At 55.7% G+C, this 25,310-nt stretch carries 24 protein-coding genes; 6 read left to right on the top strand and 18 right to left on the bottom strand.

The window, feature by feature from the left end; genetic code table 11:
- Nucleotides 1-424: 424 nt before the first annotated feature.
- Complete coding sequence (gene metA / locus BN4275_RS02270; protein WP_066453211.1) at nucleotides 425-1,354, top strand: homoserine O-acetyltransferase MetA; 930 nt, start codon at nucleotides 425-427, stop codon at nucleotides 1,352-1,354.
- A gap of 53 nt (nucleotides 1,355-1,407) precedes the next feature.
- Nucleotides 1,408-2,031, top strand: a complete 624-nt coding sequence (locus BN4275_RS02265) for a stage II sporulation protein R (RefSeq protein WP_066453208.1) — start codon at nucleotides 1,408-1,410, stop codon at nucleotides 2,029-2,031.
- On the opposite strand, the gene BN4275_RS17140 is transcribed toward BN4275_RS02265, so the two are convergent.
- Complete coding sequence (locus BN4275_RS17140; protein WP_154018794.1) at nucleotides 2,015-2,191, bottom strand: hypothetical protein; 177 nt, start codon at nucleotides 2,189-2,191, stop codon at nucleotides 2,015-2,017. The genes BN4275_RS02265 and BN4275_RS17140 overlap by 17 nt on opposite strands.
- Nucleotides 2,192-2,303: 112 nt before the next feature.
- On the opposite strand from BN4275_RS17140, the gene BN4275_RS02260 reads away from it, so the two are divergent.
- Complete coding sequence (locus tag BN4275_RS02260; protein WP_147349478.1) at nucleotides 2,304-2,498, top strand: CopG family transcriptional regulator; 195 nt, start codon at nucleotides 2,304-2,306, stop codon at nucleotides 2,496-2,498.
- A gap of 105 nt (nucleotides 2,499-2,603) precedes the next feature.
- On the opposite strand, the gene BN4275_RS02255 is transcribed toward BN4275_RS02260, so the two are convergent.
- Both BN4275_RS02255 and BN4275_RS02250 read right to left on the bottom strand, forming a co-directional pair.
- Complete coding sequence (locus tag BN4275_RS02255) at nucleotides 2,604-3,422, bottom strand: amidohydrolase family protein (protein ID WP_066453203.1); 819 nt, start codon at nucleotides 3,420-3,422, stop codon at nucleotides 2,604-2,606.
- Nucleotides 3,423-3,500: 78 nt separating this feature from the next.
- On the bottom strand, nucleotides 3,501-4,703 hold the full coding sequence (locus BN4275_RS02250) for an acetate/propionate family kinase (protein WP_066453200.1): 1,203 nt from the start codon (nucleotides 4,701-4,703) through the stop codon (nucleotides 3,501-3,503).
- 128 nt (nucleotides 4,704-4,831) lie between these two features.
- On the opposite strand from BN4275_RS02250, the gene BN4275_RS02245 reads away from it, so the two are divergent.
- Nucleotides 4,832-6,037, top strand: a complete 1,206-nt coding sequence (locus BN4275_RS02245) for a tRNA(Met) cytidine acetate ligase (RefSeq protein WP_066453195.1) — start codon at nucleotides 4,832-4,834, stop codon at nucleotides 6,035-6,037.
- Between the two features lie 131 nt (nucleotides 6,038-6,168).
- Nucleotides 6,169-6,813 carry an orotate phosphoribosyltransferase gene (locus tag BN4275_RS02240; protein ID WP_066453191.1) on the top strand — a complete coding sequence of 215 codons (645 nt, stop codon included), beginning with the start codon at nucleotides 6,169-6,171 and terminating at the stop codon, nucleotides 6,811-6,813.
- 38 nt (nucleotides 6,814-6,851) lie between these two features.
- On the opposite strand, the gene BN4275_RS02235 is transcribed toward BN4275_RS02240, so the two are convergent.
- From BN4275_RS02235 to BN4275_RS02225, 3 genes are read right to left on the bottom strand one after another with little or no spacing between them, the layout of a single operon-like run.
- The gene (locus BN4275_RS02235) at nucleotides 6,852-7,475 is read right to left on the bottom strand and encodes an ABC-2 transporter permease (protein ID WP_066453190.1); all 624 of its coding nucleotides are present in this window, start codon (nucleotides 7,473-7,475) and stop codon (nucleotides 6,852-6,854) included.
- Nucleotides 7,475-8,347 (bottom strand): ABC transporter ATP-binding protein, encoded by an 873-nt coding sequence (locus BN4275_RS02230; protein WP_066453188.1) that lies wholly within the window; start codon nucleotides 8,345-8,347, stop codon nucleotides 7,475-7,477. The genes BN4275_RS02235 and BN4275_RS02230 overlap by 1 nt, the downstream gene beginning before the upstream one ends.
- Before the next feature lie 3 nt (nucleotides 8,348-8,350).
- Nucleotides 8,351-8,728 carry a GntR family transcriptional regulator gene (locus tag BN4275_RS02225; protein ID WP_066453185.1) on the bottom strand — a complete coding sequence of 126 codons (378 nt, stop codon included), beginning with the start codon at nucleotides 8,726-8,728 and terminating at the stop codon, nucleotides 8,351-8,353.
- Between the two features lie 270 nt (nucleotides 8,729-8,998).
- On the opposite strand from BN4275_RS02225, the gene BN4275_RS17135 reads away from it, so the two are divergent.
- Nucleotides 8,999-9,175, top strand: a complete 177-nt coding sequence (locus tag BN4275_RS17135; RefSeq protein ID WP_158572929.1) for a hypothetical protein — start codon at nucleotides 8,999-9,001, stop codon at nucleotides 9,173-9,175.
- 351 nt (nucleotides 9,176-9,526) lie between these two features.
- Here the strand turns inward: BN4275_RS17135 and carB are convergent, their stop codons facing one another.
- The 12 genes from carB to ftsE all read right to left on the bottom strand — a co-directional run bounded on the left by carB (nucleotide 9,527) and on the right by ftsE (nucleotide 25,249).
- Nucleotides 9,527-12,733, bottom strand: a complete 3,207-nt coding sequence (carB, locus tag BN4275_RS02220) for a carbamoyl-phosphate synthase large subunit (RefSeq protein ID WP_066453181.1) — start codon at nucleotides 12,731-12,733, stop codon at nucleotides 9,527-9,529.
- 1 nt (nucleotide 12,734) lies between these two features.
- Entirely contained in the window at nucleotides 12,735-13,847 is a 1,113-nt protein-coding gene (locus BN4275_RS02215; RefSeq protein WP_066453177.1) for a carbamoyl phosphate synthase small subunit, read from the bottom strand.
- A gap of 64 nt (nucleotides 13,848-13,911) precedes the next feature.
- Nucleotides 13,912-14,835 carry an orotidine-5'-phosphate decarboxylase gene (gene pyrF, locus BN4275_RS02210; protein WP_066453174.1) on the bottom strand — a complete coding sequence of 308 codons (924 nt, stop codon included), beginning with the start codon at nucleotides 14,833-14,835 and terminating at the stop codon, nucleotides 13,912-13,914.
- A gap of 1 nt (nucleotide 14,836) precedes the next feature.
- Nucleotides 14,837-16,129 carry a dihydroorotase gene (locus tag BN4275_RS02205; protein WP_066453170.1) on the bottom strand — a complete coding sequence of 431 codons (1,293 nt, stop codon included), beginning with the start codon at nucleotides 16,127-16,129 and terminating at the stop codon, nucleotides 14,837-14,839.
- A 277-nt stretch (nucleotides 16,130-16,406) separates the two neighbouring features.
- Nucleotides 16,407-17,054 carry a hypothetical protein gene (locus tag BN4275_RS02200; protein WP_066453167.1) on the bottom strand — a complete coding sequence of 216 codons (648 nt, stop codon included), beginning with the start codon at nucleotides 17,052-17,054 and terminating at the stop codon, nucleotides 16,407-16,409.
- 99 nt (nucleotides 17,055-17,153) lie between these two features.
- Nucleotides 17,154-18,668, bottom strand: coding sequence for a lysine--tRNA ligase (gene lysS / locus BN4275_RS02195; RefSeq protein WP_066453164.1), 1,515 nt, complete (start codon nucleotides 18,666-18,668; stop codon nucleotides 17,154-17,156).
- Between the two features lie 120 nt (nucleotides 18,669-18,788).
- Nucleotides 18,789-19,262: a transcription elongation factor GreA gene (gene greA / locus BN4275_RS02190; RefSeq protein WP_066453162.1), complete on the bottom strand. Its 474-nt coding sequence runs from the start codon at nucleotides 19,260-19,262 to the stop codon at nucleotides 18,789-18,791.
- A gap of 313 nt (nucleotides 19,263-19,575) precedes the next feature.
- Nucleotides 19,576-21,030, bottom strand: coding sequence for a S41 family peptidase (locus BN4275_RS02185; RefSeq protein WP_066453159.1), 1,455 nt, complete (start codon nucleotides 21,028-21,030; stop codon nucleotides 19,576-19,578).
- A gap of 48 nt (nucleotides 21,031-21,078) precedes the next feature.
- Nucleotides 21,079-22,275 (bottom strand): murein hydrolase activator EnvC family protein, encoded by a 1,197-nt coding sequence (locus BN4275_RS02180; protein ID WP_066453157.1) that lies wholly within the window; start codon nucleotides 22,273-22,275, stop codon nucleotides 21,079-21,081.
- A gap of 80 nt (nucleotides 22,276-22,355) precedes the next feature.
- Nucleotides 22,356-23,621 (bottom strand): murein hydrolase activator EnvC family protein, encoded by a 1,266-nt coding sequence (locus tag BN4275_RS02175; RefSeq protein ID WP_066453149.1) that lies wholly within the window; start codon nucleotides 23,619-23,621, stop codon nucleotides 22,356-22,358.
- Between the two features lie 42 nt (nucleotides 23,622-23,663).
- The gene (ftsX, locus tag BN4275_RS02170; protein ID WP_066453146.1) at nucleotides 23,664-24,569 is read right to left on the bottom strand and encodes a permease-like cell division protein FtsX; all 906 of its coding nucleotides are present in this window, start codon (nucleotides 24,567-24,569) and stop codon (nucleotides 23,664-23,666) included.
- A complete protein-coding gene (ftsE, locus tag BN4275_RS02165) occupies nucleotides 24,566-25,249 on the bottom strand; it encodes a cell division ATP-binding protein FtsE (protein WP_066453143.1) in 684 nt (227 codons plus the stop codon). Before ftsE ends, ftsX begins: the two co-directional genes overlap by 4 nt.
- Nucleotides 25,250-25,310 lie beyond the last annotated feature (61 nt).

Raw genomic sequence — 25,310 nt, 5'->3', positions numbered from 1 at the left:
TCACTTCACAAAGTGTGACCCAGCCAAGTTACCTTTGCTGGTTTCGCTTTTCGCGTTTGTACGCTCACGTTTCCATGAGTGTACTCAAAAAAATTTTCAAGGGTTACTTCTGCCCATAAACCGGCTCTCAGAGCCAATCTACAAGCTTCTGTTCTTTCTCTCGTTGTTCATTTTTCAAGGTGCTGCTTGCCGGCTCTTGGCGGTTTTTGGCGCCGCGCTCACGAGACAGCTTAGTTATAATATCACGGCTGAAAGAATTTGTCAACACCTTTTTTAAACTTTTTTCTTGACCTCTTTACCGAAAATGCGACACCAATTTTGATGAATCCCGACGAATGCCCGCGAGGGCGCTGAATTCCTTGATTTTCCCGGCGTTTTAGGTTAAAATGGTGACTACTCTATTTTAACTAAAGGTGGTACCACAATGCCGATTAAGATTCCTGACAGCCTGCCCGCTTCAAAGATCCTCGAAAATGAGAATATCTTCGTCATGACCGAGTATCGCGCTCTGCATCAGGACATCCGTCCGCTGCGCATTGTGATCCTCAACCTGATGCCCAAGAAGATCGAAACCGAAACACAATTGCTCCGTCTTTTGAGTAACTCGCCGATCCAGGTCGATATTGAACTTTTGCAGACCAAATCCCATACCTCAAAAAATACCCCGTCCGAGCATCTCTTTAAATTCTATAAGACTTTTGACGAGATCAAGGATGAGCGCTTCGATGGGATGATCATCACCGGCGCGCCGGTCGAACAGATGGCTTTTGAAGAGGTCGACTACTGGGAAGAGCTCTGCACCATTATGGAATGGAGCAAATCGAACGTCTGGTCCACCCTGCACATCTGCTGGGGCGCGCAGGCGGGGCTTTACTATCACTATGGAGTCCATAAATATCCGCTTGATGAGAAGATGTTCGGGATCTTCCAGCACCGGCTGCTGGTTGAAAACCACCCGATCACCCGCGGGTTCGATGAACTTTTCTTTGTGCCCCATTCCCGGCACACCACCGTCAAGCGGCGGGACATTGCAAAGATCCCGGAGCTTGAAATCCTTGCCAGTTCCGATAAATCGGGAATTTACATGGTGGGCCGCCGGGATGGCAGGCAGTTTTTCATCACTGGCCATTCGGAATATGACCGGGATACACTGGCAAATGAATATTTCCGCGATCTCAAAAAAGGCTTACCAATCGGTATTCCGGAAAATTACTTCCCGGACAACGACCCGTCGAAAACGCCTCCTTATACCTGGCGCGGCCATGCGAACCTGCTGTTCTGCAACTGGCTGAACTACTACGTCTACCAGGTCACGCCGTATGATCTGGAAGAACTCCCGCCCAGCGATGATTAAAACCAAAAAAACAAGTCAAAAATCCTCTCAACGAAAGTTGGGAGGATTTTTTTATGAAGCGGATGGCTCTGATCAGCAAGCTCGATCTCGCGGTGCTGCTTGGCGTTGCGGTTTCGGTGCTGCTCGCGAATATCGCCGTGTTCGGACAGGAATGTACGCTGGTGCGTTCGGACGTGGTGCGTTTACATATTATGGCGGATTCCGACCGGGAGGCCGACCAGGCGGTCAAGCTGCGGGTGCGCGACCGGATTCTGGCGGATGTAGGCGATGTATTCGCCGGACCCCACAGTCAACAGGATGCGAAAAAAACTGCAAAAGCACATCTCGATGAGATCAAAGCCGCCGCCGAGGCGGAACTTGCGGCCTGTGGGGTGGATGCGCCGGTTCGGGTGGAACTGTGCAATATGTATTTTACGACCCGGCAGTATGAGCAGCTGTTCCTGCCGGCGGGAAATTACGATGCGGTGCGCGTGACCATCGGAAGCGGAAACGGCAAAAACTGGTGGTGCGTGATGTACCCGCCGATCTGCGTGCCGGCCGCAAATGCAGAAACCCGGGAGTTTCTGGATGAATCAGCGGAGATGGGAGAAATCCTGGAGCTCAACAACGAGCCGCTGTTCAAGCCGAAACTGGCAATTGTGGAGCTGTTCGAAGGGATTTTCAAAGGCCCTTCGTAATATCAAGCCTGCCCGGCAGGCCCTTGAGCAGATGTGCCTGCATGATGCTCAGCTTGAGCATCATAGAAATGAACTGCTCGGTGGTGAGGTCATAGTCCGCGACTGCGCGTTCAAAGACGACCGCATCGTTGTCGTCGAGTTCGACGGTGTAGGTTTTCATGCTGATTCCTCCTTAATAGTATGTTACGTAACGCATACATTGTATCACTTAACTAAGTATTAATCAAGTTCATGATCTTTTATAATAGTTACGTGAGGTGATATGAATGGGAATGGATGATTTGAAATATCGGAAACGCCTGTCGACTACCGTTGACAAGGGGATTTATAAAGCAATTTACAATTATTCCATCGACAGCGGCCTTCCGCTGTCCCGCCTGCTCGATACAGCGATCGGGGATTTTCTGGCAAAGAACAATATCCCGTTTGAAGTGGACGGGCCTTATAAAAAGGAACGTATCAAATAAAAGGCCAGCGGCTTTCGCCGCTGGCCTTTTTGGATCGCTGCCCTTCGGCAGCGATTGCGCTATCGCGCACTGCTGGACAAGGAGAAAACGCCGGACAGGCGCACATTATATTTGAATTTTAAAAAGCTTTTCAAAATTCTGATACAGAATCTTGTCGCTGCGCTCATCGGAAAGATTCAGATTGAGAAACCTTTCCAATTCCTGCACATGATCCCACATGGGGAAATCGGTGCCGAACAGAAAGCGGTCGTCGCCGAAGTGATCGATCATGCCAACGGCACGCGCCGGGTCGAGCGCGAACAGCGTGCTGGACGTATCAAAGTATACGTTGGGGCAATCATAAAGACACCCGGCCGCTTCGTTCCAGTTATTGTATCCGCCGAAGTGCGCCGCAATGCAGGTGAGCTTTGGAAATTGCCGCGCAATCGCCGCAAGCCGGTGCGGCGCCGAATAGGGGCGGAATTTATCGCCCGTGTGGAACAGGATCGGCAGGCCCGACGCTGCGATTGCTTCATACATTGGAAGCGCGGCCGGGTCATCGATGTTGAATTCCTGAAAATCAGGATGCAGCTTGATCCCATGCAGGCCGAGCTCTTTGACCCGTTCGATCTCTGTCTCCATATTTCCATAGCCGGGGTGCATGGTACCAAAGCCGAAAAACTCCGGATGCACCCGGCATTTTTCAGCGACAAAATTGTTGATCATCTCGACCTGTTCCGGCTTGGTCGCGGTCGAACAGACCAGATAACGGCTCACGCCGATCTTCTCGCCGCTTTCGATGAGCAGATGCGAAAGGCCGGTATGCTTCATCGAAATGCCATAAAAATTGCCGATATTTTTGGTCGCTTTTTCAGCGATCTTCTGCGGGAAAATATGCGCGTGCGCATCGATAATTTTCAGTTCCCGCCCATTTTTGTCTTTCATCCCGCAACTCCCCTTGCAAGTGATTTGAAAGAAGCCATCCGCCTGTAAGCGAATGGCTGTCTTTTCATCTGAATCGGCTTATTTCAGGCCGACAAGCTCTTTGGTATCGCGCGCGATCAGCAGTTCTTCATTGGTCGGGAGCACCCAGATCTTGACCTTGCTGTCCGGAGCGCTGACTTCCGCTTCCTTGCCGGAGCATGCAGGATTTTTTTCATCATCGATCTTGATGCCGAGCGCTTCCATCTCGCGGCAGATCATCCAGCGTGCACGGGCGGAATTTTCACCGATACCGCCGGTGAATACAAGCGCGTCAAGGCCGTTCATCGCAGCCATATAGCCACCGATGAATTTCTTGATCTGATATGCGAACATATCGAGCGTGAGGACCGCGCGTTCGTTGCCCTTATCCGCGGCGTCGGAAAGGTCGCGCATGTCGCTCGAGATGCCGGACAGGCCCAGGAAGCCGGATTTTTTATTCATCAGGTCGGACATCTGATCCGGGGTCAGGTGCTCCTTGTTCATCAGGTAGGTCACAACCGACGGATCGATGCCGCCGCTTCTGGTGCCCATGATGAAGCCGTCAAGCGGGGTGAAGCCCATCGAGGTGTCGACAACCGCCCCGTCTTGGATCGCGGCAAGCGAAGAACCATTGCCGAGATGACAGGTGATGATACGGCTGCCCTTGACCGGGCTGCCGGAAACTTCAAAATACCGTTTGCTGACGAAACGGTGGCTGGTGCCGTGGAAGCCATAACGGCGAATGCTGTATTTCTCATAATATTCATACGGGACGCCGAACATGTAGGCCTTTGGCGGCATGGTCTGATGGAACGAGGTGTCGAAGATCGCGACCATCGGAGTCTCTTTGCCGAATACTTCCTGGCAGGCCTTCATCGCGGTGGCCTGCGGCGGGTTGTGCAGCGGGCCAAGCTCCGAGAACGAGAAGATGTCGTCGATGACCTGATCGGTGATCAGGGTGGAAGTTTTGTATTTCTCGCTGCCGTGCAGGACGCGGTGTCCGACCGCGGAAATCTCCTTCACCGTGTCGATGACCTTGCCTTCGCCTTCGGTCAGGGTTTTGACCAGCTCGAGAAACGCTTCCTTGTGGGTCGGGAAATCGACATCCCGGTCGATTTTGCGGCCGTCCGCAGTCTTGTGGCCAATGTGGCCGCCCGCGCCGATCCGTTCGCAGTTGCCTTTTGCAAGCACGCTTTCATCGGTCATATCGATGAGCTGATATTTGAGCGACGAACTGCCTGCGTTGATAACCAGTACCTTCATTTTTTGTTTGCTCCTTCACCTTTTGTTGAATATGCTTGACAGCTTCACATACGTTTATATATTATTACACTATAATCAAAAATTCAAGTGCGCGTTGTAAAAAAATGCAATTTAGACAGGTGTTTTTCATGAAAGATGCGATTATTGCAGGAATTGTTGCGGAATACAACCCGTTTCACAACGGACACGCCCACCAGATCGAAGCCACCCGCGCCGCCGGGGCAACCCATATCGTCGCTGTGATGAGCGGGAACTTCATCCAGCGCGGCGGGCCTGCCTGCGCGCCAAAGCACGTACGCGCCAACGCCGCCGCCGCCTGCGGCGCCGACCTTGTGCTCGAGCTGCCGCTCCCCTATGCGATGGCCACCGCCGAACGTTTTGCCTGCGGGGCGCTTCAGGTGCTTGGCGGGCTGGGCTGCGTGGATGTACTTTCGTTTGGAAGCGAATGCGGCGACATCGACCTGCTGGTGAAGGCCGCCGAAGCGGTTTCCTCACCCTACTGCGACGAATATACCAAAAACCTGCTCGCTGACGGCATCACCTACGCCCGCGCGCGCCAGAAAGCGGTTGAGACACTTTACGGCCCGGAAGTGGCCGGCGTGCTCGAATCCCCAAACAACACGCTCGCGGTCGAATACCTCGTGCAGATCGGTATGCAGGGGCTGAAGCTCTCTCCGTTTACCGTAATGCGCACCGGGGCGGCGCACGACGCGCAGGCTCCAAGCGGCAGGATTGCCGCGGCTTCCCATCTGCGCAATCTGCTCGATCTCGAGGGGATCGAGGCGATCGCCCCATTCGTACCTCAAGCGGCGTTTGCGGTCTATCGTTCGGCTGCGGCTGCGGGGCTCGCGCCATTCGGTTCCCACAGCCTCAACACCGCTGTTCTTTCCGCACTTCGTGCGATGGAGCCCGAAGCCTTTGCAGCGCTGCCCGACATCTCCGGCGAGGGACTTGACAACCGGCTCCGCGACGCGGTAAAAAACGCGGTCTCGCTCGATGAACTGCTTTCGCTCGTCAAGACCAAGCGCTACCCGCTTTCCCGCATCCGCCGGCTCATCTGGAACGCCTACCTGCGGGTGGATGCGCAGCTGATGCGCACGCCGGTACCCTATCTGCGGGTGCTCTCCTTCAACAAGCGCGGACTGGAAATTCTCTCGGCGGCAAAAGCCGCCATGCTGCCGGTATCCCATTCGCTTGCGAAGCTGGAGGCGCTGGGCGGGGACTGCGAACGGTTCGCAAAACTCGAAGCAAGCGCTGCCGATCTATATACCCTTGGGCTCCCAACCGTACAGCCCTGCGGGAGCGACTACCGGCAGAAAATTTCGGTTCGATGAACATCCGCATAAACAATATATCATGTTTAAAATCAGATCTATTTGTTGAAAATATTTGTGCGATATGGTATAATACAAATACAAGAAGATGACCACGGGATGATTTTACCGACAGATGGGAGGCTTTCGCTATGACTGGTTCTTCGGTGATTCTGCGTTCAACCAACAACCCGGCGCTGGAAATCAGCGCGGTCCCCGGGCATTTTGTGAAGCGTCATTGCCACGTCAACTACTACATAGACGTCACCAACATGCAGCATGATCACATGATGGCCCGTGAGGCGGGCATCGCGCTCGCGGAAATTTATGTCTATGACCGGCCGGTCGACACCATCCTCTGCATGGACGGCAGCGAGGTGATTGCCGCCTTCCTTGCGCAGCGCCTCTCCAAAAATGAGATGCTCTCGATGAACCGCATGAAGGATATCCACATCGTCACACCCGAATCCGACCCGAACGGCCAGATGATTTTCCGTGATAACCTCCAGCCAAAGGTGAATGGTCACAACCTGCTTCTGCTCATCACCACCGTCACCACCGGCCGCACCATCCGCAGGCTGGTCGAATGCGCTAAATATTACGGCGGCAACATCATCGGCGTAGCCGCTATTTTCTCCTCGATCGACGAGATTGACGGTATCCCGGTGCAGCACCTGTTTTCCGCCGCCGACCTTCCCGATTTCGCGGTCTTTTCCCACAGCGAATGCCCGGCCTGCCGGGATAAGGTGCCCATTGACGGGCTGGCAAACAGCTTCGGAATCTCGCGTGTAAACTGAAAACATCCCCCGGCCAAGGCCGGGGGATGTTTTTTTGTTTATTCAGTGAATTGGCGGCGGGAATAGAGCCGCAGAGCCACGAAATAGGAAGCAATGAGCAGCCCTGCCGAAACCAGATAGAGCGACGCGGATCGCGGCGGACCCGACACGCCGAAACCGGTTGAGAGGGCCAATACGGTGCCGCCGCCCATAAAAGCGAGCATATAAAGTCCCATAACCCACCAGCGGGCCTTCATGACGCCGAGATAAAGCACCAGCGGCAGGACAACCGCGGCAAAGACCGCGCCGAGCAGAAACAGGACCGGCAGCGCGCCCATGGCGCTTTCCAGCTTCTGTGAAACCGGGAACAGTCCGATCACCAGGTTGATGAGCCCGATCAGGAGATGCGCCGCCAGCAGGACGGCCAGGGCATAGAGGTATTTCGCCTGCACGACCTGTTTGCGGCTGACCGGCAGGGTTCCCAGCAGGTAATTGCCCTTGCTCGCCTCATCGTAGGACATTGGGCCGTACACGCCCATGTACAGAAAGATCATATAGCCGAATGAGATCATCCGCATGTCCGCCGCAAATACCAGCAGGAACAGCAGATACAGGACCAAAACCTTTCCAAGGCTCAAAAGTTTGAGAAAGTCCATTTTGACAAGCTTTTGCACATTTCCCATCAGGACTTCCCCCTTTCCATTTTCGTGTAATTGATAAAGATATCTTCGATCGTGGGTTTTTCATAAATGGCTTCGTCCCCAAGCAGCTCATGGATTTTCCGCGGGCAGTCGCACAGCCCCCGGAACCCAAAGTCAGACCGCTCCACATCGATCATATTTCGCTCAATTTCCGGGGTGAGCAGTTCGATGCGGGCCTTCACCACCCGGTGCGATTCAATCAGGCTGTCTTTGTCCTGGGAAAGGATCAGCCTGCCGCCGTGCAGAAAATGCACATAGTCCGCGATTTTGTCGAGGTCGGAGGTGATATGGGTGGAAAAGAAAACAGTCACGCCTTCCCGCTGCATCTCGTCCGCAAGGATGTCGAGAATCTCCTGCCGCACCAGCGGGTCGAGGTTTGCGGTGGGTTCATCCATCAGGAGCAGACGCGGATGATGGCTGAGTGCAACCGCCAGCGCAAACTGTTTCTGTTTGCCTTTGGAAAGGTCTTTATACTTCTTATTCAAATCGAGCGAGAACCGTTTCGCATAGTTTTCAAACGCGGATTCCTCCCAATCGGAGTAAAACGGAGCGACCATCTTTTTGATGTTTTTAAGCTTTGCCTGGTCAAGATAACCGGGCTGTTCCCCAATATAACTGATCTGTTCCCGGATTTTTTTCCCATCCCGATGGGAGTCGAGCCCAAATACCGTGACGGCGCCTTCATCCGCGTAGATCATATCCATGATCAATTTGAGCGTGGTGGTCTTGCCCGCGCCGTTTTCCCCAATGAAGCCGGTGACATATCCTTCCTCCACCGCGAATTCCGGCAGGCTGAGGGTAAAGCGGCTTTTGGGAAAGGTTTTGCGCAGAGCGCTGATTTCAATCACATTCATGGTTTATGTTTCCTCCCTGAATAGTGTTTCGGTGATCTCCTGCAGCTCTTCCAGGCGCAGGCCGATCGATTTGGCGGCGTCCACCGCTTCGGACAGCTTCGCTTCAATCTGGCTCATGGCCACTTCGCGCAGCCGGTCCAGGTTTGCGAGCGAGACAAAGGTCCCTTTCCCCGGTGTGGTGGTGAGAAAGCCGTCCGCCTCCAGATCGTCGTAGGCGCGCTTTGTTGTGATAATGCTCACCTTGAGCTCTCGCGCGAGATAGCGGATCGAGGGCAACGGCTCGCCCTGCGTGAGATTTCCCGCGAGGATTTCATTTTTGATCTGCTCCTCAATCTGCTCATAAAGCGGCCGCGCGGATGCGTTTGAGATGATGATGTTCAATTGACCGCCTCCATCGTTTTAACTGTATCTATATTATATATACAGTTATATCATTTGTCAATAGGAAAAAAGTAGAACCGCATGCCGAGGGGGTACCCTGCATGCGGTTCTTTTCTTCAGTCCATCAGGGAGACGAACCGGAGTGCCTGTAGTATAGCACAAGCATCCTCCAAAAAATATAACCGCATTTGCAACCAAATGCGGTTATATTTTTCATGCCAGAATACCGGTATAATGGCAGCAGACAACAACGAAGGCCGGAGTGACAGCATGTTTGAGGTAAGCTCGGATTTTCTCAAAGCGAATATGCCGCGCACCATCCGTTTCACCGAAAAGCTCTTCGCGGAGCTCAGCGAGGTCGCGCAGCGGGAGGACGTTTCCTTCAACATGCTCGTGCTGCAATGCTGCCGCTACGCGCTCGACCATATGCGTAAAGACGATGAATAGCAAAACGTTCCGAAAAACGCAAGCGTCAAGATGAACGGGCCTGCGGCCCGCGCTTGCCTTTTCCTTCCCGTTTTGCAGCGATACAGACAAGGGCGGAAAGCACCAAAGTGCTTTCCGCCCTTTTATAATCCGTTTGTCCGCTTTGCGCGCAGCGCATTTTCGCGCCGAGCGCGAAAATATGTCCCGCGCGGTGAGCGCGGCAGGCTTCGTCTTGTCTGCAAGGCGCTGGGCTGGGGGATTTTCAAGGGGGCCGCAGGGGTCCCCTTGAATGCCCTTCTTTGGGTACTTTCTTGGGCAAGCAAGAAAGTACCTCGTCGGCGCGCGAAGGGCGCACCCCGCGCCGGGCAGGCGCTAAATCTTCACAATGTCCACCAGATCCACGTCGTCGATCGTCTTTTTCATCATCAGGCAGTTGGCGAGCGCGTTGGCCGTATCGAGCGAGGTCAGGCAGGGGATCGAAAGCTCGACCGCCTTGCGGCGCATCTGCACCGAATGACGCGCGGGCATACGGCCTTTGGCGGAAGTCGAGACGATATAATCGAGCTTTCCGCTTTCGACCAGATCCATCACATGCGGATGATCGCCGTCCATTTTGCGCACTACATTCGTGGCGATCATATGGCGGTTGAGCACCGATGCGCAGCCCGGCGTCGCATAAAGAGTGAAGCCCAATTTCTCAAATTTCTCAGCAAGCGGGATCATCTCCTGCTGGTCGGAATCCTTAACGGTGAGCAGCACGCCGCCATTTTCAGCAGTTCTCTTGAGCTTATAACCCGCGGCGACCAGCCCTTTGAGCAGTGCTTCCTCAAAGGTTTTGGCGATACCGAGCACCTCGCCGGTGGATTTCATCTCGGGCCCGAGCGCGGTGTCCACGTCATGCAGCTTTTCGAAGGAGAAAACCGGAACCTTAACCGCAACGTAGTCGCCCTCCGGATAGAGGCCGGAACCATAGCCCATCTCACAAAGTTTGTGCCCGAGCAGCAGCTTGGTTGCGATGTCCACCATCGGCACGCCGGTCACTTTGGAGATATATGGGACGGTGCGCGAGGAGCGCGGGTTGACCTCGATGACGTAGACCTCGTTGTTGTAGATGACATACTGGATATTTACAAGACCCACCACCTTGAGCTCCCGCGCGAGCCGGCCGGTGTAATCGATGAGGGTCGCCTTGATCTTCTGCGAAAGGGTCTGCGCCGGATAGACCGAGATTGAATCGCCCGAATGCACGCCCGCGCGCTCAATGTGCTCCATGATGCCCGGGATCAGGTAATCCTGGCCGTCGCAGATCGCGTCGACCTCAATCTCCTTGCCCATCATGTATTTATCGATGAGCACCGGGTTCTCGATGTTGTGGGACATGATGATCCCCATGTATTCGGTCACGTCCGCATCGGAATAGGCGATGATCATGTTCTGGCCGCCAAGCACGTAGGACGGCCGCAGCAACACCGGATAACCGAGGCTGTTCGCGGCCGCGAGCGCCTCCTCGGTGTTCATGACCGTATGCCCCGCCGGACGCGGGATACCGCACCGCTCCAGCACCTGATCGAACCGCTCACGGTCCTCCGCGGCATCGATGCTGTCCGCGCTGGTGCCGAGGATGTTCACACCCTTTTCCACCAGGTGCTTGGTCAGCTTAATGGCGGTCTGGCCGCCGAACTGCACCACAACGCCCCACGGCTTTTCGGTTTCAATAAGGTTGTCGATGTCCTCCGGGGTCAGCGGGTCAAAATAGAGCCGGTCGGAGGTGTCAAAGTCAGTAGAAACGGTTTCGGGGTTGTTGTTGGCGATAATCGCCTCGTAACCCTCCTCCTTAAGCGCCCAGACGCAGTGTACCGAGCAGTAGTCGAACTCGATGCCCTGGCCAATGCGGATCGGTCCGGAGCCGATCACCAACACCTTTTTCTTGCCGGTGGGGTGATGCTGGAGGAATTCCGCCGCTTCGTTCTCCTGATCGTAGGTCGAGTAGAAATACGGCGTTTCAGCCGAAAATTCCGCCGCGCAAGTGTCGACCATCTTGTAGGAGGCGAAGCGTTTCCAGGCAGGATCAATTTTGCACCCGGAAAGCTTTTCCGCCGTCTTATCAAGGAAACCGTACTTCTTGGCAATTTTATATTTCTGCTCGGTGAGCGGGCCGTCCGCCAGATAGGATTCGAGATCGACGAGGTTTTTGAGCTTCGCCAGGAACCAGTGGTCAATCATGGTGATTCCATGGATCGTTTCAGCCGGGATACCGCGCACAAGCGCCTCGTAGACCACAAAGATCCGCTCATCGTCGCAGTTATGCAGCAGCGCGACAATCTCATCGTCGGTTTTGTCCTTCAGCTTTTTGTAATCCAGGGTGTCGAGCCCAAGCTCGATTGAGCGGACCGCCTTCATCATCGCCTGTTCAAACGAGGTACCGATGGCCATGACTTCTCCGGTCGCCTTCATCTGGGTGCCGAGCGTCCGTTTGCCGTAGACAAATTTATCAAACGGCCATTTCGGGAATTTGACGACAATATAGTCGATGGTCGGCTCAAAACAGGCATAGGTCTTGCCTGTGACAGCATTGATAATTTCGTCGAGGGTGTAGCCGATCGCAATTTTGGCCGCGACCTTCGCGATCGGATAGCCGGTCGCCTTGGACGCGAGCGCGGACGAACGCGAAACCCGGGGATTCACCTCGATGACCGCGTATTCGAAACTGTCGGGTTTCAGCGCGAACTGGACGTTGCAGCCGCCCTCCACGCCAAGCGACCGAACAATCGTGATCGCTGCCGAACGAAGCATCTGGTACTCTTTGTCAGCCAAAGTGACGGCAGGCGCGACCACGATCGAGTCACCGGTGTGCACGCCGACCGGGTCGAGGTTCTCCATCGAACAGACGGTGATGGTGTTTCCCTTGCGGTCGCGGATGACCTCGAATTCGATTTCCTTCCATCCAGAAATGCATTTTTCAATCAGCACCTGGGTGATGGGCGAAAGGCGCAGGCCATTGCGCGAGATTTCGCGCAGCTCGTGTTCGTCGGCCGCGATTCCGCCGCCGGTGCCGCCGAGCGTGAAGGCCGGGCGCACGATGACCGGATAGCCGATCTCCCCGGCGAAAGCTACCGCGTCATCGATCGTGGTAACCACCTTTGACGGGATACAGGGCTGGTTGATCGCCTGCATGGTGTCCTTGAAGATCTGGCGGTCCTCCGCCTTGTCGATCGTTTCCGGATTCGCGCCGAGCAGCTTGACGTTGTGCTTTTCGAGGAAGCCCTCCTTCGCCAGCTGCATCGAAAGGGTAAGACCGGTCTGGCCGCCGAGCGTCGAAAGCACGCTGTCCGGCTTTTCCTGCTTGATGATCCGTTTGACCACATCGAGGGTCAGCGGCTCGATATAGATCTTGTCAGCCATCGCCTTGTCGGTCATGATGGTTGCGGGATTCGAGTTGACAAGGACGACCTCCAGGCCTTCCTCCTGCAGCGCACGGCACGCCTGGGTGCCCGCGTAGTCGAATTCGGCCGCCTGGCCGATCACGATCGGGCCGGAACCGATCACCAGTACCTTTTTGATATCTTCACGTAACGGCATCTCAGTTCCCGCCTTTCTGTGCTTTCATAAGTTTGACGAACCGGTCGAACAGATGCCCGGTGTCGTTCGGGCCGCCGCAGGCCTCCGGATGGAACTGCACGGTGAATATCCGGCCGTCCAGATAGGAGACGCCCTCACAGCTTTGGTCATTCGCGTTCAGATGGGTGACTTTCCCCACTTCCTGCGGGACCGTATCTCCCAACACCTCAAAGCCGTGGTTCTGGCTGGTGACATAGGTCAGCCCGGAGCCCAGGCTGATAACCGGCTGGTTGCCGCCGCGATGGCCGTACTTGAGCTTGGCGGTTTTCGCGCCCTGCGCGAGCGCCATCAGCTGGTGCCCCAGGCAGATACCGAATACCGGCAGGCCGATCTGCGCGATTTCTTTCAGGTTTGCAATGACCTCCCGATCCTCAGAAGGGTCGCCCGGACCGTTCGAGAGCATTACCCCGTCGTAGCCGCCCGCTATGATATCCGCGGCGGTGGTCAGGCAGGGCAGCACCGTTACGTTGCAGCCCCGCGCGAGCAGCGAACGGCGAATGTTGCGTTTATAGCCGTAGTCGAGAAGCGCGACCTCGAACTGCGGATCGCCGCATTCGTATTTCACCGGTTTTTCGACCGAAACGCTGCGGATGGCATTTTTGATCGAAAAGCTGTTGACCGTTTTCAGAAGTTCTTCCTTTTTGGCATGCACATCCTCAGTGGTGATCATCCCGTTCATCACGCCGTGTTCCCGCAGCTTGCGGGTCAGGGCGCGGGTGTCGATGTCATAGATGCCCACAATCCCATGTTCCTTCAAAAACCAGTCGAGCGTGTGCTCGCAGCGGAAGTTGCTCGGGACCTCGCACCATTCGCGCACGATATATCCCCGCACATAGGAGCTGGACGATTCGCCGTCCTCGCTGTTCACGCCGTAGTTGCCCACGAGCGGGAAGGTCTGGGTGACGATCTGCCCGAAATAGCTCGGGTCGGTCAGCGTCTCCTGATAGCCGGTCATGCCGGTGGTAAAGACCACCTCGCCCACGGTGGTGCCCCGGGCGCCCATCGAAAGCCCCTCGTAAACGGTGCCGTCCGCCAGCAGTAGATAAGCCTTGTCGTGATTCTGTAGTATCTGCATAAACGCCTCCATCTTTCTGATTACCAGAAACGGTATCTCCCGATTCAATTTTTTGTCTGCCGCCTTATCCCACAATCGGCGGAATGGCCGCAGTGATGTCGTTGCGCATCCGGATCGCTTCGTCGCGCGCCGCCCGCGCAAAGTCCGCTTGGGCGCCGGCTTTTTTCCAGGCGGTAAGGATCGCGCGCGAGGAATTCACGATCGCGCCGAGCCCATTTTGATCGAACGCGCCGGCCACATCCTGCGCGCCGCCTCCCTGCGCGCCGTAGCCCGGCACCAGGAAAAAGGTGTGCGGAAGCTTCGCGCGCAGCTCGGAAAGCTGCGCCGGCCAGGTCGCGCCGACCACAGCCCCGACCTGCGAGTAACCATAGGCATTGCAGGTGGCCTCGCCCCATTTTTCGCACATCATCCCCATCGTTTCATAGACTGTCTTATCACCGATCATCTGATCCTGCAGCTCGCCGGACGACGGGTTTGAGGTTTTGACCAGCACGAAGATCCCCTTGTCCGGGTTGCCCGCCATTACGCCCACCAGCGGCTGGATGCCGTCGGTGCCAAGGTATCCATTCACCGTCAGCGCGTCGGCGCCGAACGGCGTGCATCGGACGCCGTCGATATCAAGCTCCCCGAGGTGCGCTGCCGCATAGGCCTGCATGGTCGATCCGATGTCATTGCGCTTTCCGTCGGTGATGACGTACATCCCCTTCTCCCGCGCGTATTCAATCGTCTTTGCAAGGCATTTTACGCCGTGCCAGCCGAGCGCTTCATAATAGGCGCACTGTGGTTTCACCGCGGGTACAATATCGCAGACCGCGTCGATGATTCCCTTGTTGAAAGCGAGATATGCCCGCGCCGCGCCGCGGAGGGTTTTACCGAATTCGGCAAAGGCCTCGTCCTGAATCTGCCGCGGGATATAAGAAAGCGTCGGGTCAAGCCCCACAACGGTTGGATTTTTTGTTTCAATGATCCGTTCGATCAGCTTTTTCATTTCAGCGCTCCTTTTCGTCGTCGGTGTATCGGTAGGACGGCTTGCCGTCCAGATAGGTATACTTTACTTTCCCAATGAGCTGCGCGCGGTTAAAGCAGGTGTTCTCCGCCTTTGAGTGCATCCGGCGCTTGTCCACTGTCCAGCGCTCCTCTGGGTCAAACAACACAAAATCCGCCGGGGCGCCCGGCGCGAGACTGCCCGCCTCGATCCTGAGCAGCTTGGCGGGCGCGATGGTCATCATCTCAATCAGCCGTGAAAGGGTGATCACACCCGGCCGCACCAGGTGGGTGAGACCCAGCGCCAGCGAGGTCTCCAGCCCGGTCACGCCGTTGGGCGCCGTGAGGAAATTCTGCTTTTCCTCCTTCGCATGCGGTGCGTGATCGGTAACGATGCAGTCGATCGTGCCATCCGCGATCCCCTCAAGGATCGCCAGCCGGTCGGATTCTTCCCGCAGAGGCGGGGCCATCCGGAAATTGGCATCCCGGCCGAGCAGCATCTCATGGGTCAGGGTAAAATAGTGCGGCCCGGTCTCACAGGTCACCCGCACGCCGCGCCGTTTCGCGTCACGGATCAGCGCCACAGCGCCTTTCGTGCTGACATGCGCAATGTGCACATCCGTATTCGAGGCCGCCGCCAGCGCGATCGCCACGGCCGTGCTGCAGTCCTCGCTCGCGCGGTCGACGCCCGGGACATCCAGCCGCCGGCTGACTTCTCCAAGGTGCATGATACCTTTGTTGGTGATATCAAGATCCTCCGCGTGGCAAATGACCAGCAGGCCCTTTTCCTGCGCCTCCCGGAGTGCTTCCAGCAGCAGGCGGTTGTTCTGCACCGGGCGCCCGTCGTCCGAAATGCCGGCCGCGCCCGCCGCTTTAAGCGCGGCAAGATCGGTGCGTTCGCCGCTTTGCAGCCCTTTGGTGACCGCCGCGATGGGGTAGACCTTTGCTTTGGCGTTCTCAGCCTTCTTTTTGATATAAGAAATGACTTCCGGGCAGTCGCAGACCGGGTTGGTGTTCGGCATGCAGGCCACCGAAGTGACCCCTCCCGCGGCCGCGGCCGCGCAGCCGGTGAGAATGTCCTCCTTGTGGGTGTAGCCTGGGTCGCGCAGATGCACATGCATATCCACCAGCCCCGGCGCAAGGATAAGACCCGCCGCATCAAGCACCGGGCAGGTCGATTCGGCCGCAAGAGCGCCGATCCCCGCAACCCTGCCATTTTCAATTTTCAGGTCGCAGACCGCGTCAATCCCCTGAGAAGGATCGCATAGACGCGCGCCTTTGATCAGCAGTTGGTTCATAAGAGCCTCCTTACAGAATCCGGATAAGAAAATACCTACCCATTAAAAATGGATAGGTAATCATAAATGCAAAAGCAAATGGGAAAAGAACGGCTGCATGTAAAGCAGGCATTTCGGTTTTGCATGAACAATCCCCATCACTGTGCGTACTCCTCCGTCTTTGCTTCTTTTTGAATAATTATACATTGCTTTTCCCGTTTTGTCTAGCTGTCAAATCGATGTTTTTTTGCTGATTTCTCGAAAATCTTTTGTGCTCTATCACGTTAGTATGACTTTTTCAGTCCAAACCCTGCGCAACATATCCAGAAGGAGGGGTGCTGAATGCAATATTATTCAAAATCTCCAACTGGTATGCATGTTTTTCCAGGTTTTGTGCATTTTTATTCACGATATTCAATTTTCCGCTCCGCAGCGCCAGATAGAGCTCCGGCAGTTCCTCCAAACCGGACGCCTTTGCGAACGGTTTTCCATTGACTCCATAGAGGAAGTTCCCACTGAGGGCCGGATCTCCCGGATAAAGCGCCGACAGATCCTCAAACAGGCGCTCGTCCCCGAGCATATCGTAAACATAGCGGTCCAGCAGAATCAGATCCGCCGTACCGTTTTTGATCTCGTTCTGCAGCTCCCCGAACAGTTTCGAGGTCTCTCCCGGCTGGCCGTGCGCGGCCGGAAATTCATACACCTTCAGGTTGATTCCGCCGTCCGCGTCGTCCGGCGCATAACCCAAAAACTGGCTGGTGAGCGCATCCTTCTGCTCCACAGAAAGGTATCCGCGCACAGCGACCAGCACCACGTTCCCGGTTGTATCCGGTCCGGCGGTGTAGTAATAGCCGAGCCCCAACAGGACCAATAGGACAATACCGACCACGATCATCCCAAGGTGCCGTTTGCCGCGGATTTTTGTCTCTTTCTGCAGTTCGTCCATCTGGATCCTCCTCTGGTGCGAAGCCGATGCCCACATGGGGAAAGGCGAGCCGCCCTTCCCCATGGACTACATCCGTCTGGGGCCGGTTGTTCTATGCAATCAATCTTTGATTGGCTTCATCGTGGGGAAGAGCAGCACGTCGCGGATCGAAACACTGTCGGTCAGCAGCATCACCATGCGGTCGATGCCAATGCCGATGCCGCCTGTCGGCGGCATGCCGTATTCGAGCGCGGTGAGGAAATCCTCATCGATGTCGCATGCCTCCTCGTCTCCGGCAGCCTTCATCGCGGCCTGGTGTTCAAAGCGTCCGCGCTGGTCGATCGGGTCGTTGAGTTCGGAGAAGGCGTTCGCATGCTCACGGCCCAGGATGAACAGCTCGAACCGCTCGGTGTATTCCGGGTCGGAGGGTTTGCGCTTGGAAAGCGGTGAAATCTCGACCGGGTGCTCGGTGATGAAAGTTGGCTGGATCAGGTGCTCCTCACAGTATTCCTCAAAGAAGAGGTTCAGGATATCTCCTTTGCCGTGCCGTTCCTCGTATTCAATGTGGTGCTCTTTCGCGGCTGCGCGGGCTTCCTCCAGCGTTTTGATCTGGCGGAAATCGACGCCGCTGTACTTCTTGACCGCTTCGAGCATTGAGAGCCGCTCAAACGGGCGGTCGAGATCAATATCGATATCGCCGTACCGGATCTGCCCGGTGCCGAGGACCTGGTGCGCGCAGTGACGGAACAGGCCTTCGGAAAGGTCCATCATGCCGTTATAGTCGGTGTACGCCTCATAGATTTCAAGCAGGGTGAATTCCGGGTTATGGCGGGTGTCAATGCCCTCGTTGCGGAATACCCGGCCGATCTCATAGACCTTGTCAAAGCCGCCGACGATCAGGCGTTTGAGATGCAGTTCAAGCGCGATGCGCAGATACATATCAATATCAAGCGCGTTGTGGTGGGTGATGAACGGCCGCGCCGCCGCGCCGCCCGCGATGGTGTGCAGCACGGGGGTTTCCACCTCGAGAAAGCCCTTGCTTTCAAGATAGCCGCGAATCGCGGTGATGATCTTTGAACGCTTGACAAAGGTCTCCTTGACCTCCGGGTTGACGATCAGGTCGACATACCGCTGGCGGTAACGCAGCTCGGTGTCCTTCAGGCCGTGCCATTTCTCCGGCAGCGGCAGCAGCGACTTGGAAAGCAGCACAATCTTGTGCGCCTTGATCGAGATTTCGCCTTTCTGGGTACGGAACACCTCTCCGGTCAGGCCGATAATATCGCCGATATCCCATTTTTTGAAATCGGCATAGGCTTCTTCGCCCACCGCGTCCTGGCGCACATAACTCTGCACCTTGCCGCTGGCGTCGCGGATGTCGATAAACGACGCCTTGCCCATGCCGCGTTTATTCATGATGCGCCCCGCGACCGAAACCTCCTGGCCTTCCATCTCATCAAATTTAGAAACAACCTGATCCGCATAGGCGGTACGGGTATAGGTGGTGATCTCAAAGGGGTTCTTGCCCTCCTCTTTCAGCGCGGCAAGTTTATCCCGCCGGATCTGCAGCACTTCGGAAAGTTTCTGCTGTTCTTCCTCCGGGGTCAGTTCCACTTCATTGTTCTGTGGGTTCTTCATTTTTACACATCCTTACGCAACATTTACATATGGAATTATTATACCAAAAAAGCGGGCTTTTGCAAAGCCCGCTTTTCACAAATATTTCGCCGCATATCAATTTTGATTGATCCAAAGTGATCAAAGGCCGATTTCAAGGATCTTGAGCTTGAAAGTCGCAGCCGGCGCATGGATTTCCACACACTCGCCCACCTTGTGCCCAATAAGACCTTTACCCACCGGGGATTCGTCAGAAATTGTGTTGTCCGAAGCATTCGATTCCACCGAGCTGGCAATACGGTATTCCATCTCCTCATTGTAGTCGAGGTCCAGAATCTTGATGCGGCAGCCAACCGTCACCCTGTCGGTGGCGATTTCCTCCTTCGAGATGATTTTCACATTTTTGAGCTGGTCCTCCAGCTTTTTGATCCGCGCTTCCACGACCGCCTGTTCATTTTTGGCCTCATCGTACTCGCTGTTTTCACTCAGGTCGCCGAAACCGCGTGCCACCCGGATTTTTTCCGAGATCTCCCCCCTGGTGACGCTTTTCAGCTCGTCAAGTTCTTTTTTCAGGGCTTCATAGCCCTCTTTCGTCATCAAAAGCTCCGTCGCCATATCCACACATTCCCCTTTACAAGAACATTTTCTTTTGTATATTACAGAAGGCCGCCCTATGGCGACCATCTAGCCAGCAATCTGTTCCGGTGCGCAAGCACCTCCGGTATCACCGTATGTTGCAATGGTTAGTATTATAGTCAAACCGTCCCGAGATGTCAAGTGCAGGTTTTGACATTTTATCAAAATTTTTCATCCCGATCCTATCTTTTTGTTTGTCCTGAACAGTATATTCCAACCATGCCGCAAATATGCCAACGCCGGCGGGCATAAAATGCCCGCCGGCGTTTCCATATTTTTCCTGTTGTACAAATCAGCCGCCAGAAGCCTCCGAACCGGCCAAATCCGAGGCACTGCCGGATGAAACCGCGCTGCTGGAAGCGGAAGAACTGCTTTGTGCGCGGCTGGAAACGGCCGAGCTGGCGGAGGAGTCCACCGGGCCCGACGACGCCGAACTTCTGGAAGAACTTTCCTCTTCATCTTCCGAATCCACATCGGAGGACGAGGATGCAGGCCGGCTTGATGCGGCCGACGAGCTCTCCTCCGGTTCCGAAGCGTCCTGCGCCGGAGTATCCGCGGCGTTCATCGCCACCGAAATAACCTCCATCGCTTTTTTGAGCTGCAGGTCGTATTCCATCGGATCGGCCGCCGCCAGCGCGTCGTCAGTATTGCGCACCTCAAAGTCGGGCGTGACGCCCTCCTTGTCAAAGCTCGGGCTGACCGGCGGGTTGTAGCGCGCCGTGGTCAGGCGGATCGCGCTGCCATCGGTGAGCGGAAAGATGGTCTGCATCGTCCCCTTTCCCGCGGTGCGCACGCCAATGATCTTGCCCTTGTTATAATCCTTGATCGCAACTGCGAAAAGCTCCGCCTCGCCGGAGGTCTTATCGTTTACGAGCACCGTCATCGGCAGCTCCACCTGCCGCGCGTCCGAGGTCTCCAACACAGTGGTCACACCGGTTTTATCGGTCGAGGAGACAAGCACGCCTTCCGGCAACAGCTTATCCAGAACCTGCGCGACCGAGCGCAGGGTTCCCCTGCTCACACCGCGCACATCGAAAACAAGGCCGTATGCGCCTTCGTCGATCAGCCGGTCAACCATTTTGGAGAACTGGTCGGGCGTGCTGTCGTTGAATTCCTTGATTTTGACCATGCCGATGCTCCCGCCGAGCATTGTGGTGGAGATAGACGGGGTTTCCACAAACCGCCTGGTCATCACGAGGGTGCTGTCCTCAACGCCTTTGCGCAGGATGATGGTCATCTGGGTGCCAGGCTTGTCCTTAAGCATCCCGACCGCCTCGATATAGTTGTCCGAAGTGATATCGGTGTCGTCGATTTTGACGATCAAATCGCCCGGCTCGATGCCCGCAGCCTGCGCAGGGGAATCCGGATAGACCTCGGTGACCTCGATATAACCTTCCTCGTTCATCTTGGTCACGATGCCGATCTGCACCCGGTCACCGCTGTAATCCTGCAGCAGCCGGTCATAAGCCGCCGCGTCGTAATAGGCGGCGTAAGGATCGTCCAAGCCGGCGATAAAACCTTTGGCCTCCTCATTCATCAGGAGCGATTCGTCGATGGTACCGATATAATTCTGGCGGGTGATGCTGTCGATCTCCGCAAGCTTGCTGTAGAAGGACTCCCGTTCCCGCAGGTTATTTACCTTGTCGTTAAAATTGCCCATTGAGCTGACCATTGTGACCGAGTAGGTCATTGCCACCATGATTACCGTGAAGGCGATCGCCGCGCCGAGTGAAATCTTTTTGTTCATCCGAGTCTCCTTTGTTCGCTTTTCTCATCTGCCCAACCCGGCGCGCCGTCAGCCGCCAAGATAGCTGATGGGATTCTTCGCGCTGCCGTTGACGCGCACTTCAAAGTGGATATGCGGGCCGGTTGCCCAGCCGGTCGAGCCGACTTCGGCAATCTTCTGTCCGGTGGCCACGACATCCCCCACCGATACGGTGAGCCTGCTGCAATGCCCGTAAAGGGTCTGGATACCGCCGCCATGGTCGATAATCACATAGGTTCCGTAGCCTTCGTTTGGCTTGGTGTTGGCAACGACCACCGTCCCGGTGTTCGCAGCGAGCACCGGGGTGCCATAGGCCCCGTTGCCGGCAATATCGATGCCGGTATGGTAATCGCTTCCGCCGAAGCGGGAACCAAAATTGGAGGTGATGCCGGTGAGTACGTTCGAAGGCCACTGCATCTCGCCGCCAACATACGGGATCTTGGTGGAGGTCTTGTTGATCTCCCGGTAGATCTCGTTGATCTCAGCCTGGACCGCGGCCATTTTTTTCTGCATTTCTTCCTTATTGGCCATAAACTGCTGTTCGAGCGCGGAAACATCGTGCACACGATTGCGGGCTTCGGCCTCCTGGACGCTCAGGTCCTCCCGCTTGGAGTCAAGCTCTCCCTTGTCCTCCTCCACCAGGCGTTTGCTGGTTTCGATGATTTCTTTAACCTCTTCAAGCTCCTGTCGCTCCGCGGCGAGCCGGTCCATGATCTCCCGGTCATACTGGGCGATCCGGGTGGAGACTTCGGTGCGGGTAAGCACCTCGGAAAAATTGTCCGCGCCGAGCACAAGCCCGAGGGTACTGGTATTCTGCGCGGCGGTCATCGCACGAAACCGCTGTTTGAAAAGGGCATAAGTCTCGTCATAGGCCGCCTGCTTTTCCGCAAGTTCCTCCTCCTTGACCGCAATGTTGCGGTTGAGGTGCTCGATGCGCTCATTCAAAACCTCGATCTGGCTGAGGGTGGTGTTGAGCTGGTTATTAAGCTCCTGCTGGACGGCCTGAAGCTTTTTCTTTTCCCCCTGCGCGAGCGAAAGCTTGCGCTGGATCTCTTTCTGCTGCTGCTGCAGATCTTTATATTGGTCGCTCAGCGCATCGATCTCCGCCTGCCCGTCGGAGTATTCGTCGGCCTGCGCCACAAGCGAAACCGTCGGCACAATCAGCATCAGCGCCATCAAAGCGGCCATCAGCCACGCAAAAATCCGTTTGCCTCTCGGTGAAATCACGCTGCGAACACTCCTCTCTGTCCTCTGCAAAAGCTGTTTTTAAAATAGGCTGCCCGTTCCGCGCTGATGCCGGAGGGGCGTTATCTGCCCAGGTATGGACGCGGCGGCTGGTGCTTGCCGTTGACACGCACCTCAAAATGGACATGTGGCCCGGTAGACCAGCCAGTCGATCCGACCTCCGCGATCTTCTGGCCGCGGGAGACTTTCTCCCCCACCGAAACATTGATCGCGCTGCAATGGGCATAAAGGGTGGAAATCCCGCCGCCGTGGTCGATGATCAGATATTTTCCGTAGCCGTATCCCGGCGTAACCGCCGTATTGACAAAGGCTACCGTCCCAGAGTTTGCCGCGACGATCGAAGCACCATAAGCGCCCCCGCCGGAGATGTCGATGCCGGTATGGTAATCGCTTCCGCCGAAGCGGGAGCCGTATTCCGAGGTGACCATCGAAAGCCCGGGCGCGGGCCAGGCCATCTGGCCGCCGCTATAGACTGAATTGGCCGAATTTTTGTTGATTTCATCGTAGATCTTGTCGATTTCCGCCTGCACGGCCGCCATCTGCTTTTGCAGCTCAGCCTTGTTTGCGAGGAATTCCCGCTCCATCGCGGCGATATCCTGGATGCGCTCCTGCGCTTTGGACATCTGGGTATCGAGGTCGTTTTTCTTGACGGCCATATCCGCTTTGTCCCGCTCGACGCCTTCCTTGCTCTCTTCGATCTTGTCCTTGATCTCTTCGAGTTCCCGCTTTTCCGCGAGCAACGCGTCCATCATGGCCTGGTCGTATTTGGCAATCCGGGTCGAAACCTCGGTGCGGGTCAAAAACTCGGAGAAATCCTCCGCTCCGAGCACCAGTCCCAGGGTACTGGTGTTCTGTGTCGCGGTCATCGCACGGAAACGCAGCTTGAACAGCTCATAGGTGTCGTCAATCTCAGCCTGTTTTTGGTTCATTTCCTTTTCCTTCGTGCGGATCTCGTCCTCCAGAAGGGCAATGCGTTCATTGAGCAGGTCAATCTGCTGCAGGGTGTTGTTGATCTGGTTATCGATCTCCTGCTTGAGGGCCTCCTGCTGTTTGCGCTGGCCCTGCGCGGCGGTGATCTTCGACTGGATCTCGTTTTGCTGCTGCTGCAGCTGCTTATATTTATTATTGAGATTGCTGATCTGGTTCTTTTCTTCTGTGAAGTCCGGCTGTGCCGCATCTTCGGAACCTTCCGCAACCAGCTCTTCTTCATATTCGTCCTCATCGTCGGCGGCGTCCACCATCGCAGAAAGCGATGGGACCAGCACCATCAGCGCCATCAGCAGCGCCATCGACCATGCGAAAATCCGTTTTGCCTTTGGGGATAACAAGGTGTGGAACACTCCTCTCTGGGAAGCGGGAAAGCCGCCTTCTTATACCTTCAAATATTTGCTCACGAAGAACATGCTTCCAAATACGCCGATCCCGATGCCGCCGCAGGCAAACCATGTGAACAGCCTCAGCGCCATGTCCGGGAAGGGAATCATATTCTGATACGCCTGCAAAATCCAGGTGCTCTGGTTCTGGGAGATGATGTCGAGCACCTGGTTGTATCCGAGCCACAGAAGCCCGAACGCGATGAGCGCCGACATAAGCCCCAGCATGAACCCTTCAATAAAGAACGGCAGGCGGATGAACGAATCGGTCGCGCCGACATATTTCATGATATTGATTTCCTTGCGGCGATTGAATACGGTCACTTTGATGGTGTTCGCGATGATCACCAGCGAAACTACAATCAGGATTGCCACAATGAAAAAACCGCCGGTCGCCACCGCATGCTTGATGCTGGTGACGATCTCCGCCACCTCGGTCTGGGCGCGCACCGCCGTCACGCCCGGGATGCTTTCGAGCTTCATCACGGTGGAGGCAAGCTGGCTCGGATCTTTGATTTTCAGACGGTAGGAGTTGTAGAGCGGGTTCTCCCCGATCTCCTCGAACGGCGCGAGCAGCTCCGCCAGATCTTCCGACTTGGCCTGCTGTTCCTTTAAAAGCGCATCCTTGCTGATATACATCCGGTCGTAGACGTTGTCGATCAGCGAAATCTGCTTATCGATATCCGGCAGCTCGTCCTCTTCAATGTCATCCGCCAGCTCGACCTCAATCTCGTTTTGCTCCGAAACATAACCGATGATCTGGTTGACGTTCATCGAAAAGAGCAGCGAACTGCCGATGAGCAGCATACACGCCACCAGCGTGCCGATCGAAGCGAACGACATCAGCCGGTTGGCGACGATGTTGCGGAAGCCTTCCTTAATCAGGTACCAAAAACTGCTCATTCGCTGTAAAACCTCCCGTTCCCGTCATCCGAAACGACCGTCCCTTCGTCGATGCAGATGACTCGGTGGTTGAATTCGCTGACCAGCGAATGCTCATGGGTGACCATAACGACCGTCGTCCCGCATTTGTTGATTTCACTGAGCAGGTCGACGATCTCGAACGAGAGGTCCGGGTCGATGTTCCCGGTGGGCTCGTCCGCGATGATGAGCGAAGGATTATTCACCAGCGCGCGCGCAAGCGCGACGCGCTGCTGTTCGCCGCCGGAAAGGTGTTCGGGCAGGCTTTTCGCCTTGCCCGCGAGGCCGACAAGCCCCAATATGTACGGCACCCGGCTGCGGATCTCCTTTGCGGAGACATTGGTCACCCGCAGCGCGAACGCGACGTTGTCATAGACATTCATGGTCGGGATCAGGCGAAAATCCTGGAAAACGACGCCCAGCGTACGCCGGAAATGCGGCACCTTGCGGCGTTTCATCTTCACCAGATTCTGCCCGTTTACATAAATTTCCCCCGACGAGGGCTTCTCCTCGCGCATGAGCAGCTTGATAAATGTGCTCTTTCCCGCGCCGGACGGCCCGACGACAAATACGAATTCCCCTCTGTCAATACTCACATTGAAGTTGTTGAGCGCATGCGTCCCTGTCTTATAGACTTTCGAGACGTTGACAAATTCGATCACTGGTACACCGCCTTTGAAAAGGCCTGTTTTGCAACAGGCCGTTTGCCCGCCGGATGAGCGC

It is taken from the genome of Anaerotruncus rubiinfantis, assembly GCF_900078395.1.
In the GTDB taxonomy this organism is placed as follows: Bacteria; Bacillota; Clostridia; order Oscillospirales; family Ruminococcaceae; genus Anaerotruncus; species Anaerotruncus rubiinfantis.
Note: the sequence above shows the minus strand (reverse complement) of the source record. Positions and strands in the feature narration are given on the sequence as shown.